The sequence below is a fragment of the Myroides odoratus genome, from assembly GCF_965118575.1.
Classification (GTDB): domain Bacteria; phylum Bacteroidota; class Bacteroidia; order Flavobacteriales; family Flavobacteriaceae; genus Flavobacterium; species Flavobacterium odoratum_B.
The window spans coordinates 48,078-60,527 of sequence record NZ_CBCPHW010000013.1; the positions used below are offsets into that span (position 1 = coordinate 48,078).

Genomic DNA, 12,450 nt, shown 5'->3' on the forward strand with positions numbered 1-12,450 from the left:
CAAAACAGAACTATGTCTAAGTTTCATCAATATTTTTTTACTTGTTTACTCATTTTATGCGTAACCTGTCTGTCGAATTGTGCCAAAAGAGGATTTATATCGGGAGGTCCTTTAGACACTATTCCTCCTGTAGTATTAAAGAGTTCTCCTGAGAATTATTCCATTCATTTTGATAAAGATGTGATTACTATTGAGTTCGATGAATTTATCAAATTAAAAAACATCAATCAGAATCTAATTGTCTCTCCCCCCTTAAAGAACAATCCCGAGGTTTCTCCTATGGGAAGTCCTAAAAAAATCATGACGATTAAACTGAAAGATACCCTATATGAAAACACAACCTATAGCTTTAACTTCGGTGATGCCATAACAGACAATAACGAAGGAAATGTATTGCCTCAATTTAAATATGTTATCTCTACGGGAAGTTATATTGATTCATTAAAGCTAAATGGGACAATCCAATCGGCACATAAATTAAAGACTGATAATTTCGTAAACATCATGCTTTATGATGCTAAAACCTTTACCGATTCAACGGTTTACAAACAAAAACCGCTTTATATAACCAATACACTCGATTCGCTAACAACCTTTTCAATCGAGAATATTAAGGCTGGAACTTATTATCTACTAGGTTTAAAACAAAAAACCAACAATTATTTGTTCAATCCAGATCAGGATAAAATCGCTTTTATTAAAGATTCTATTGTTATCCCAACCGACCAGGCCTACAACTTAGTTCTCTTTAAATCAGAAGAAAAATTTGAAGCTAAACGTCCTTCACAAATTTCAGAAAACAAATGGTATTTACCTTATAAAGGCAATGCCAAAGATGCAGTGATTAAAGTAACCAAGAATGACAGTTTAATCAAAAGTGTATATACCCCCTTTGAAGGGAAGGATTCACTACAAGTATGGTTTCCTAAAGTAATAGCGGATTCTTTACATATTACGATTAGCAAAGCGGATTATCTACAAACGTTTTCTGTGCGTCCACGTGTAAAAATGAAAGAAATTGACACCCTGAGAATTACCGCTAAGAATAATACGATTGACTTTAAGGAGAATTTTACCCTAACAACAACAACACCTATAGCTGAGATAAAAAAGAACTTGATTCAAATTAGCAGTAAAGATTCACTTCCTGTGACCTTTGAAATTCAAGAAATACTAGCAGAACAAAAAGTTAGGTTGTTGTTTGATAAAATGCCTGAAGAATTATATTCGATTGAGATTTTACCTCAAGCCTTGACTGATTTCTTTGGCAACACCAACGATACCTTGCGGTATGCTTTAAAAACAACGAAACACAGTGATTATGGGAATTTAAATCTGAATTTAACTCAGGTTAAACGTTATCCTATTATCATCGAACTAATAGACGAACAGGAAAAAGTATACGCCTCACAAACAGCGGATAAACCTCAAAAAATAGCATTTGAGTTATTACCCCCTCGCAAGTATTTCGTTCGCATAACCTATGACGACAATGGCAATGGCCAATGGGATACGGGATATTATTGGGACAAACTTCAACCTGAAGAAACCTTCTATTCTACTGAACCTATTGATGTTCGCGCCAATTGGGACATCAATCAAGACTTAGATGTGTCAATCAAAATCGCACCTAAGTTACCTTCTCCTCTAAAAAAGAAATAAACTGAATCTATCATACAAAAAAGAGCCTTTAAAGGCTCTTTTTTGTATGATAGATTACTTAACTAGTAGAATTTAGAGTCTATTGCTCTAATTTTTTGAACGTTTTATAACAGATATAACTAATAAGTAAACCTACTGTTAGTAAAACACCCCATAAAATTTTATTTGTTCTATCCTTTTGCTTTTGACTTTCATCAGGGGTTGCTTTTATATCGACTTGATTAAAATCTTCTGTCTGAACGATAGGTAATAGTAAGGGAATATCCTGTTTAAAATGCTCGATATCATAATCCCGTGAATCTGAAGTCGAGCTATTTACTTCTACTTCATAGGTTTCGTTCGCCTTGAGATAAGCCGTGGCAAATCTCGTCAATGAATAGGTATTGATTGACTTTATCGTTAAGGGTTCATTATCTCCATTATAGATTTCCAAGTAGGGTGCATGAACTAAAATATCATCTACTATAAACTCATTCGTATTTTTTGACGATAAAACGAAGGATACGGATGCTTTCGTTATAGAATCTCTCAACACCGCCTTGCGATAATACGCTTTTGGTGCGTCCACATGTATCACTAATTTATTCAATTTATAGAACATCTCCTGCTTAGCAAAGGAAACAGTGCTTGTTTTCTCTTTCTTGTTTGTTTTGCTGACGTCATAGGCTAATAATGTCGGACTAAATTGACCATAAGACTGTGTATCAACTGCGGTGCTTACCTTATTTAATTTAAGAGGTGCCGATTGATTATTGATCAACTCAATTTCGTAATACATATAATGTCCTTCGGGAATGGGAATAAACAAGGTCGCTTCACCATGATCCGAAGAAACATAGCTATAGATAGGTGTTTTTTGTTTAACGATAAACCAATCTTGCTTGTTGTTACTCCCTCTGACAGAAGCCTGAATTGAAACCTCCGCTTTTGCAATCGCAACGTAGAAGTCTGTTATTTTTTTTTCTTCTGGATTGTGAATCACAAAGCGATTAATACTATCGCGTTCCATTACCTTTTCTATTGTATAGTCTTTGACCTTCGTCTCTTTTGACGTAGGCTGTACCTCTCTGATGAAATAAGGAACTTCTGTAACCCCAAGACTATCTTTTTTAAAAATACGCAGCTTGGACAAATTTCCTTTCGTTGCACCTATGATTCTGGGATCTATTTCAATTGAATAATATCCACTCTCCGTAATTGGAGCTATACGTGCTTTATAAGTTTTAGGTTGTGCATACCCCATTTGGAGCCCTAAGAAAAAGGTACTCAGTACGATCAAGGTTACGCCATATACTTGTTTCATTGTTTCATTGTTTCATTCTTTTAAAGTCTTTTAAGACCTATTTTCTGATTGGGACTCCTGTGTATTCGCTTCTTGTTTTTGATCTTTTAGGAGAAGCTTAATGCGTTCTAACAAGAAAGACACCACCAATAGGATAATACCTAATACAACAAAGGATGCTATTTTACCTCCTTGGTTCATTCTCCATACATCATAGAGGTAGAATTTCAATACGATAATACCAAAACTGATTAAGGATAGTTTTCTTAATTCCGCTTTTTGTTTATTAATGCCCACGATCATTAATATCATAGCCATCAATCCCCAAAGGATAGGATATCCATACGCATGTACCTCTGACAAACCATCGAAATACGTATCTGGCGTACTGATTATCCACAGTACTATATTATCCAATTCTACAGAAAACAAAAGAACTAAAGTCGCAAATAAGATTGCGTTCATCCATTTGTACGCCTTATCTTTCAGTAGGTTTATGTTTTGGTATAGCCTAAAATAGAAATAGACAAAAGCACCAAAAGCAAGGAGATGCAAAGCAAAATAGGCTTTGGGATATTGTTCGTAATAAAAAATATCTGTACTAAGCGTAGATACAAGAGTGGTAAAAAGCACGACCAATAGGACAGATACCGCCGTAACTATTTGATAGAACATAGTTGTAATTTGCTTCTTATACAAAGCGAAGTAGATGGCTCCATAGATCACCGTATAAACCACTAAACTGAAAGATTGATAGGTTCCAGCAATCGTACCAGAATTAGGGTATTCAACTCTACTTGCTACTTGATACGCTATCTCTAAAAAGCCAATGCCATAGGATAATACAAACAATAGGATGTATACTATTTTTTGCATTTGCTGACTTGTTGGCTGTTGAATTGCTTTTAGACCTAGGGTCTCTTCTTCGAGAATTGGTTTTTTACCTAATACATAGTAAATAAAGAAAAAGGATAGTAAAATCACGATTCCTGTTAAGGTGTATTGATTGATCAGGAGTGGTAATAGATTGATTAGTACACTTTTCTCCTCTATTTCATTGTATTCAAGGGTTGGATTAAAGGTTCTGATATCCATTAAATAAGAGATAATCGCAAGACCTCCAAGTAGAATTGCTCCTACTCGGAATAGATTCGCTTTTGTGCGCGTCCATATCCAAAGCAATACGCTCATTTCTACCGCCCAAACAATTGTTATATACACCTTACTCAGCTGAACCGGTATCGCTAAAGAAACTAAACCGATAGTTAGTGCCAATAGTGTATAAATAAAGTTCTTGTCTACCGGAGCCGTTTTAGTGCTAGTTATACCAACTATAATCAGCGCATTAATCAGAGCCATAGCAATACTAATTACCCCTAGATAATTTGTATCTGAACTACTAATATGAATTACAAAGAAACTCAATAACGAAGTGAAATTGGCTATAACAATATACAACAACTGCCCCATATTTGATTTTTCTTTGGAGTTCTTGATATAACGCACCACCAACAAAAACATAAATTGTAAAAAGAATAAAGCAGTAAACATAATTGCATCTAACTGGTATTCTAATTTGTATTTGGCAAATAGCCAGGAGAATAGATAAAGATAGGTTAGTATATAACTAAACTTATCGATAACCAACCATTTCTGACGAATCGCTACAAACAGAACGCCCGTATTCAGCAATAAAATATAAGAGAATAAGACTAGATGATTACCCGCTCCTGTACTCACTAAGAGCGGAGAGGACATTCCTCCTATAAAGGCAAAAATAGCCAACTCTTGTCGCTTATACGCTATAGATAGCAATATAGCGAGTATAGTTAGTACAATTAGAATAACAAAAGCAGTAGTCTGACTAAAGATTTCGTATTCTCTAAAGGCTAAAGTTATCGTGGTATAGAACGTTGCAAAACCTCCACCCATCAAAATAGAAGAAAAAACGTGATATTTAGCACTTAACTTATGGGCAATACCCACTATAATCCCGCCAACAGCTATTCCTAAAGCTACTCGGCCTATCTCATTAATCCAGTCTTGATCAATTGCATACTTCACAAAGAAGCCAATTCCTAATACAAGCGTAATAATACCAATTGCATTTAGCCAATTCACCTCTTTCAGCATTTTTATAAACGCACTGTCTTTCTGTTCTCTTGGTACAGGATTTATCCTAGGTGCGCTATAAGGCTCTCCAGAAAAAATACGTTCTGCTTCCAGGTTAGTCCCATTGCGTTCTATATTAGGTGTATCCACAAGCTTTTCTACCGGCTCTTCAATTACAGGAGGAACGACCGCTCTATACGTCTCTACAGGAATTGGTGGAGGTATGATAATTTTTATATCTTCTTTTACGGGGGTAGTCTCTGTCTGTACGCCCTCTTTTTTCAGGCTACTGATAGCGACTTGCAGCTCCACGAGCATTTGAGTTAAGACATTGTCCCTTTTCTCCGCCTGTTCGAGTTTGTCCTTAACCTTCTCAAACTTATTGGTGACTCTTACTAGTAATACAAGAACTATTACGATCAAGATAAAAAGTATAAACTCCATATGAATCATGCTTTGGTTTATAATAACAGTCCTTTAACGATGTGTTAGCTGATTGTCTTTTGGGTTAAGTAGTAAAATTAACAAAAAAATGAAAGCTTTCTTGCTATATCCATGTAAATATCCGTTGAGTGGCCTAAAATCGCAGAGTGAGAACTATCTATATCCCCTATCTCAACTTAGTTGTTATATTTTTTTTTAGATTCCTCTGACTTGTGCGAATCGTTTCAAAACGCACAGATAAATATTTAACTAAAAAACGAATTATCAATAAAAGTTTATTTATAACTGGCTGTAATTATGACAATTAACACCTTTGTTAAATTATTCCTAAAATAATTTTTTCACACTTTCCTGCTATACATTTGGCCTATTAAAAACAAAATTTAATTCGCTATGAAATTCACAAAAATGACTTTAGCTATCGCATTGATAGCTCTTACTTTTGCTTCTTGCAAAGACCAAAAAGAAACACTTCCAACGGAAGAAACAACAACGGAAGTGGTAAAGGAGACTACACCAGAAGTTGTGGATACCAAAGTATTGGTTGCAACTTGGGTTCAACCAAACCCTATTAACGACAAAGAAGTACAAGGCTTCGAATTAAAAGAAGATGGAACAGCAACTTCAATTAATATGGCTACACTTAAAACAAACAAGTGGTGGGTAGAAGGCAATCAATTGTTCTTAGAACAAGAGAGTTTAGGTAATGGAACCTCAAGTGTTGATACAGTGTCATTTCAATTTGAGGTGGTTAATGGTACAACCTTAAACCTAGTTAATGGAGAGCTAAAAGACTCTTTTACAAAAAAATAATCTTTGCGTCGATTAATCAGATGAAAATGAAACAAACTGTACTTGCTTTAGCTTTTGTAGCTATTGCTATCGCTTCTTGTAAAAACCCGAAAGAAGCATCTGTAACGGAAGAACCAACGACTACTGCTACAGAACAACCTATTGCTGAAGTACCTGCTTCAAGTGAATTGATAGGTATTTGGACACAACCCAACCAAGCGGATACTGCAATTCTACAAGGCTTTGAATTAAAAAAAGACGGAACGATGGTAGCTGTAAATGACAAATCATTGTTATTTAGCACATGGAAAGTTGTGGATAATACCCTTGTGTTTGAAAGCAAGTTGGAAAATGTCGAAGCTGCTTCAGCGAAAATGAGTGCATTTAAATACGAACTTATAGCGGGTAAAACCCTGAAACTTGATGTGGATGGTACGATAGAAGAATTTACCAAACAATAAGAACTAGCTTATTGTATACAATATAAAAGCTACCTTAATCGGTAGCTTTTTTTTATAGCTACTTTATAATTTTCGTCTCTCGTATTACTTCACGACAATTTCATCGGCATCTTTTAAAAAACCAAATCGATCACGGGCTTTATCTTGCCTTGTTTTATCTAGGACACAATATTTTATTTGCTCTCCTTCTTGGGGTTCTATAATCGGTTGTCCCATATAATCAATCACTTGAGAATGTCCTGTATATTGATTGTCATTTTGATCTTCTCCACAGCGATTTACCCCAACAACATAGCTCATATTTTCAATCGCGCGAGCTTTCAATAGCGAATCCCAAGCATAGATTCGCTGATCAGGCCAACTAGCCACATACAACAACAAATCATAAACTCCACTACTATTTCGAGCAAAGGCCGGAAAACGCAAATCATAACACACCAAAGGACAAATATTCCACCCTTTATAAGATACAATAAGACGATCCGATCCTGGAGCATATACTTTCTCCTCACCAGCCAAAGAAAACAAATGGCGCTTGTCATAGGTTTTAAATTCACCCGTTGGCCAAATAAAAAACAAGCGGTTGTAATACTGTGCGCCCTCTTTGATGACAATACTACCAGTTAAGGCGAAATCAAGCGATTTGCAGCACTTTTGCAATTCATCAATAAACTTATCTTGCATCGTCATAAAAACGCGCTCAGGATGCATCGTAAAGCCTGAAGTAAACATCTCGGGTAAGACAACCATGTCGGTATCAGCCTCGATATGCTGTAATTGATTTTTAAAGTAAGTCGTATTTTTTTGCACATCTTCCCAAACTAAGGGAGCTTGAATTAGAGCTATTTTCATAATCAATCCTTAAGTAATTCAAAAATACGAAATATTATTGGGATGTAGTTCAGGTCAAAATCAGCACCTATCTCCTGTTTAGCGTTGAAATACAAGCAAAAAAATAGGAGAAACGCTTATTTCTCCTATTGTATGATTTTTAGTGGTTTTCATGCGTACACAGTTCGCTGTACTTATCTAATATCTGTTGAAAATAGATAAAGAACTCGGCACTTTTGTACTCAATCTTTGCCCATTTTTTATTTACTCCCTCTGCTTTTCGATCTGCCAGAAATTGAGATTTATTTCCTTTAAACTCCTCTACAGCAGCATTATAACCTGCTTTGTAATTATCTGTATCAAGATAATTCTCTTGCATATATTCCTGAAATGGCTTACAATCTTTATCCAATAGCATCATAAACTGGGCAGATTCCTTATTTGTTCTACGATATGCTCCATGAAATAAAAAGTAATACCCAGTCTTACCTACTGGAAAATAATAGTAATCCGTTAAGTAACGTCCAATTGACTTTCCATAATTAAGACTTTCATACACCACAACATCAGCATAAACAACACCTTTATAGTTCTTCAATGGATAAAAATCAACATAATACTTATCAGAAAACGTATATTTTTTGCCAAAATCGCGCATGCGGATTGGAAAATATTCTGTAAAATATTCCTCGTTTTTTTTATCGTGAATCACAATAGAAGAAACTTGATTTGATGAAATCATACGATAATCATCTGCTCCGTTATTCTTAAATTTAAATTCATAGGGATCATCATATCGATAACCAAAAAGTAATGCATTCCCTTTAAGAACACCAACTTCTGTGGTACCATTCTTAAATTTGACAATGGTTTTTCCTTGCTTTCCATAAAAACTAGAAACTCCAATCTGAGCCTGGCAAAAGAAAGAAATGCAGGTAAATAAAACACAAAGTAGTAAGGTTTTCATTAAACTAAATTTTATGTTAATAAAAACCAAATATATACTAAATAATTAAAAAGAATAGAGCCGTAGCAAAAAAAAAGCAGAACCTACTGTTCTGCTTTTCCCTTTTTCAAAAAAATATTAAAATCAATTATAAAGCTGCTTTAAGGTATTCTCTATTCATACGAGCAATATTCTCTAAAGAGATACCTTTTGGACATTCAACCTCACAAGCACCTGTATTTGTACAGTTACCGAAGCCTAAAGCGTCCATCTCAGCTACCATGTTCATTACACGGTCTGCCGCTTCAACTTTACCTTGTGGCAACAAAGCAAATTGAGAAACTTTAGCCGAAACGAATAACATAGCGGATGAGTTTTTACACGTTGCTACACAAGCTCCACATCCAATACAAGTCGCAGCGTCAAAAGACTTATCTGCATCGTGCTTAGGAATTGGAATCGCGTTAGCGTCTTGTGTATTACCAGACGTATTTACCGAAATAAATCCACCTGCATGTTGAATTTTATCAAAAGCGGTACGATCTACTACTAAATCTTTAATAACAGGGAAAGCTTTTGCTCTAAATGGTTCAATATAAATGGTATCCCCATCTTTGAACTTTCTCATGTGTAACTGACAAGTAGTAATTCCTCTATCTGGTCCGTGTGCTTGTCCATTAATAAATAAGGAACACATTCCACAAATACCTTCACGACAGTCGTGGTCAAATGCTACGGGATCATCCCCTTTCTCGATTAGCTCATTGTTTAAAACATCAAGCATTTCTAAGAAAGACATATCAGGAGAAACATCACTGATTTTATATTCAACGATTTTTCCTTGTTCTTTAGCGTTTTTTTGACGCCATATTTTTAATGTAAGATTCATCTGCATCGAATTTTTACAACAAGATATGATTCAAGAATCAATACCTCAATATTATTTATAACTACGAGTTACCAACTTAATATTTTCATACACCAAGTCTTCTTTGTGTAGAACAGCGTCTCTAGGATTTCCTTTGTATTCCCATGCAGCAGCATAAGCAAAGTTCTCATCATCACGTTCTGCTTCTCCTTCATCAGATTGGTGTTCTTCACGGAAGTGACCTCCACAAGATTCTTCACGGTGTAAAGCATCTTTCGCAAATAATTCACCTAACTCTAGGAAGTCAGCAACTCTTAATGCTTTTTCTAATTCTTGGTTAAAGCTATCTGCAGTTCCAGATACTTTCACGTCTTTGTAGAATTCCTCTCTTAATGCAGCAATTTCATCCATCGCTTCGTTTAATCCATTTGCATTACGAGCCATACCTACTTTATCCCACATAATTTTACCTAATTTTTTGTGGAAGTAGTCTACTGAATGTGATCCTTTATTGTTCATCAAGTGATCAATAATTGTCTGCACATTTTTCTCTGCTTCATCAAATTCTGGCAAATTAGTTGGAATCGTACCTGTACGAATATCATCAGCTAAGTAATCACCGATTGTATAAGGTAATACAAAATATCCATCAGCTAAACCTTGCATCAAGGCAGAAGCCCCTAGACGGTTTGCTCCGTGGTCAGAGAAGTTAGCTTCACCAATTACATAACATCCTTCAATTGTAGACATTAAGTTGTAATCTACCCAAACTCCACCCATGGTATAGTGAACAGCTGGATAAATCATCATTGGTGTTGTATAAGGATCCTCATCAACGATTTTCTCATACATTTGGAATAAGTTACCATACTTATTCTCAACTACATCTCTACCTAGTTTGTAAACTAGTTTTGCATCATTTTCATCCAAGTGATGAATACGCGTTTGCTCTTTTCCGTAACGTTCAATAGCAGAAGCGAAATCTAAATAAACCGCTTCTCCTGTTGCGTTAACTCCATATCCAGCATCACATCTTTCTTTAGCAGCACGAGACGCAACGTCACGAGGTACTAAGTTACCGAATGATGGGTATCTTCTTTCTAAGTAGTAATCTCTATCTTCTTCAGCAATCTGAGTTGGTTTTAATTTTCCTTCTCTAATTGCCACTGCATCTTCCATATTCTTTGGAACCCAAATACGACCATCATTACGCAATGATTCAGACATCAAGGTAAGTTTGGATTGGTGATCACCTGTTACAGGGATACACGTTGGGTGAATTTGTGTAAAACAAGGGTTAGCAAAGAATGCGCCACGTTTGTGTGCTTTCCAAGAAGCTGTAACGTTTGAACCCATTGCATTAGTTGATAAGAAGAATACGTTTCCATAACCACCTGTAGCAATAACTACGGCGTGACCTGAATGACGTTCAATCTCACCATTGATTAAGTTACGAGCGATAATTCCTCTTGCTTTTCCATCTACTAATACTAAATCTAGCATTTCATGACGGTTGTACATTTGGATTTTTCCACGTCCGATTTGACGGTTCATCGCAGAATATGCCCCTAATAATAATTGTTGACCCGTTTGTCCTTTCGCATAGAACGTACGAGAAACTTGTGTTCCCCCAAAAGAACGGTTGTCTAATAGACCTCCATACTCACGTGCTAATGGCACACCTTGTGCAACACATTGGTCAATAATATTTGCTGAAACTTCAGACAAACGGTGAACGTTTGCCTCACGTGCACGGTAATCTCCTCCTTTTACAGTATCGTAAAACAATCTGTGAATTGAGTCACCATCACCTTGGTAGTTTTTAGCAGCATTAATTCCTCCTTGTGCAGCAATTGAGTGTGCACGACGAGGAGAATCTTGATAACAAAAAGCTTTTACATTATAACCTAACTCTGCTAAAGTAGCAGCGGCAGCACCACCTGCTAATCCCGTTCCGACAACGATAACATCAATGTTACGTTTGTTTGCAGGGTTAACTAGTTTAATGTGGTTTTTATAATCAGACCATTTCTTATCGATTGGTCCTTGAGGTATCTTAGAATCTAATTTCATAATCAATTTCTTTAGGACTATTTAATAAAGTGAATGTACAATGGAATGATTGCAAACAAAGCAGGAACTAAATACGCAAATAAATAGCCTATGCCTTTAATCAAACAGTTGTACTTTGGATTGTTTATCCCTAAAGATTGGAATGCACTTGCAAATCCATGAGATAAATGGAATCCAAGAACGATCATTGCGATTACATACAAAATTGTGCTAATCAATCCTGTTGAAGGATCTTTGAAAAACTCAATCGTGATTTTGTGTAAATCTTTGTAACCATCTGCTATTTTTAAATCAGTACCTTTTTGATAAAACGCAGTTCCTTTAATTTCTAATTGTCCCATTTCAACCGCTCTTACATCGATCGGTTGTTCTTGAACAGTTTTGTAAATTAAAACCGGTTCTTGTCCTTCAATGGTAACTTCAATCGTTTGCAAAGGCATAGCCGAAAAGTGCATTTTTGCCCAGAAATTCACCATGTGTGTAACAATAAAAACTAACAATAAAGTTCCCAATATTGCCATGTTACGAGAAGCCCATTTGCTGTTTGCACCAGCGTTGTTCTTCGCATAGCCAATAGGGCGAGCTTTTTTGTTTTGAACCGTTAGAACTATACCATCAATCGCGTGGAAAAGGATTGAGATATACGTAACATAAGATAATATTTTTACAGCTGGATTAGTTGTCATGAATAAGGCATACTCATTGAATTTTGACGCATCCCCAAAAATCAACTGAAGATTCCCTATCAAGTGACCAACTAAAAACAAGCATAAAAATAACCCAGTAAGAGACATCCAGTATTTTTTTGCAATGGATGACTTTAAAAGTGCAGATTTTGCCATAATGTAATTTTAATGTTTTCTTGAAAAAATCAATCAAAAATACACCTAATTAACGTTATCCGCAATGCGCGAGCATCTATTTATACTCAATATAAACTATATTTCTCACACTTTTTTCTTTTAAAAAAATTGTTTCG

Annotated in this window: 10 protein-coding genes; 3 read left to right on the forward strand and 7 right to left on the reverse strand. The window is 35.6% G+C overall.

All coding sequences use genetic code 11. The features are described 5' to 3' along the window. Positions 1-12 precede the first annotated feature (12 nt). Positions 13-1,662 carry an Ig-like domain-containing protein gene (locus ACMHJ2_RS11780; protein WP_413513057.1) on the forward strand — a complete coding sequence of 550 codons (1,650 nt, stop codon included), beginning with the start codon at positions 13-15 and terminating at the stop codon, positions 1,660-1,662. Between the two features lie 79 nt (positions 1,663-1,741). Here ACMHJ2_RS11780 and ACMHJ2_RS11785 read toward each other — a convergent pair whose 3' ends face one another. Further along, positions 1,742-2,965 (reverse strand): hypothetical protein, encoded by a 1,224-nt coding sequence (locus tag ACMHJ2_RS11785; protein ID WP_413513058.1) that lies wholly within the window; start codon positions 2,963-2,965, stop codon positions 1,742-1,744. Positions 2,966-2,995: 30 nt separating this feature from the next. Continuing rightward, complete coding sequence (locus tag ACMHJ2_RS11790; RefSeq protein WP_413513059.1) at positions 2,996-5,500, reverse strand: DUF2339 domain-containing protein; 2,505 nt, start codon at positions 5,498-5,500, stop codon at positions 2,996-2,998. Between the two features lie 393 nt (positions 5,501-5,893). On the opposite strand from ACMHJ2_RS11790, the gene ACMHJ2_RS11795 reads away from it, so the two are divergent. Both ACMHJ2_RS11795 and ACMHJ2_RS11800 read left to right on the forward strand, forming a co-directional pair. Next, the gene (locus tag ACMHJ2_RS11795; RefSeq protein ID WP_413513060.1) at positions 5,894-6,313 is read left to right on the forward strand and encodes a lipocalin family protein; all 420 of its coding nucleotides are present in this window, start codon (positions 5,894-5,896) and stop codon (positions 6,311-6,313) included. A gap of 26 nt (positions 6,314-6,339) precedes the next feature. After that, positions 6,340-6,753: a lipocalin family protein gene (locus ACMHJ2_RS11800; RefSeq protein WP_413513061.1), complete on the forward strand. Its 414-nt coding sequence runs from the start codon at positions 6,340-6,342 to the stop codon at positions 6,751-6,753. Between the two features lie 84 nt (positions 6,754-6,837). Here ACMHJ2_RS11800 and ACMHJ2_RS11805 read toward each other — a convergent pair whose 3' ends face one another. The 5 genes from ACMHJ2_RS11805 to ACMHJ2_RS11825 form a co-directional block, all read right to left on the reverse strand. Continuing rightward, a complete protein-coding gene (locus ACMHJ2_RS11805) occupies positions 6,838-7,605 on the reverse strand; it encodes a nitrilase family protein (RefSeq protein WP_413513062.1) in 768 nt (255 codons plus the stop codon). Between the two features lie 139 nt (positions 7,606-7,744). Further along, on the reverse strand, positions 7,745-8,551 hold the full coding sequence (locus ACMHJ2_RS11810) for a hypothetical protein (protein ID WP_413513063.1): 807 nt from the start codon (positions 8,549-8,551) through the stop codon (positions 7,745-7,747). Between the two features lie 127 nt (positions 8,552-8,678). Continuing rightward, positions 8,679-9,419, reverse strand: a complete 741-nt coding sequence (locus ACMHJ2_RS11815) for a succinate dehydrogenase/fumarate reductase iron-sulfur subunit (RefSeq protein WP_413513064.1) — start codon at positions 9,417-9,419, stop codon at positions 8,679-8,681. A 51-nt stretch (positions 9,420-9,470) separates the two neighbouring features. Further along, on the reverse strand, positions 9,471-11,471 hold the full coding sequence (locus ACMHJ2_RS11820; RefSeq protein ID WP_413513065.1) for a fumarate reductase/succinate dehydrogenase flavoprotein subunit: 2,001 nt from the start codon (positions 11,469-11,471) through the stop codon (positions 9,471-9,473). 17 nt (positions 11,472-11,488) lie between these two features. After that, positions 11,489-12,313: a succinate dehydrogenase cytochrome b subunit gene (locus ACMHJ2_RS11825; RefSeq protein ID WP_413513066.1), complete on the reverse strand. Its 825-nt coding sequence runs from the start codon at positions 12,311-12,313 to the stop codon at positions 11,489-11,491. Positions 12,314-12,450: the final 137 nt, after the last annotated feature.

Coding starts and splice junctions, on each gene's coding strand:
- ACMHJ2_RS11790 (WP_413513059.1), bottom strand. CDS start 5,500: ATGGAGTTTATACTTTTTATCTTGATCGTAATAGTTCTTGTATTACTA.
- ACMHJ2_RS11825 (WP_413513066.1), bottom strand. CDS start 12,313: ATGGCAAAATCTGCACTTTTAAAGTCATCCATTGCAAAAAAATACTGG.
- ACMHJ2_RS11820 (WP_413513065.1), bottom strand. CDS start 11,471: ATGAAATTAGATTCTAAGATACCTCAAGGACCAATCGATAAGAAATGG.
- ACMHJ2_RS11780 (WP_413513057.1), top strand. CDS start 13: ATGTCTAAGTTTCATCAATATTTTTTTACTTGTTTACTCATTTTATGC.
- ACMHJ2_RS11810 (WP_413513063.1), bottom strand. CDS start 8,551: ATGAAAACCTTACTACTTTGTGTTTTATTTACCTGCATTTCTTTCTTT.
- ACMHJ2_RS11800 (WP_413513061.1), top strand. CDS start 6,340: ATGAAACAAACTGTACTTGCTTTAGCTTTTGTAGCTATTGCTATCGCT.
- ACMHJ2_RS11805 (WP_413513062.1), bottom strand. CDS start 7,605: ATGAAAATAGCTCTAATTCAAGCTCCCTTAGTTTGGGAAGATGTGCAA.
- ACMHJ2_RS11785 (WP_413513058.1), bottom strand. CDS start 2,965: ATGAAACAAGTATATGGCGTAACCTTGATCGTACTGAGTACCTTTTTC.
- ACMHJ2_RS11795 (WP_413513060.1), top strand. CDS start 5,894: ATGAAATTCACAAAAATGACTTTAGCTATCGCATTGATAGCTCTTACT.
- ACMHJ2_RS11815 (WP_413513064.1), bottom strand. CDS start 9,419: ATGAATCTTACATTAAAAATATGGCGTCAAAAAAACGCTAAAGAACAA.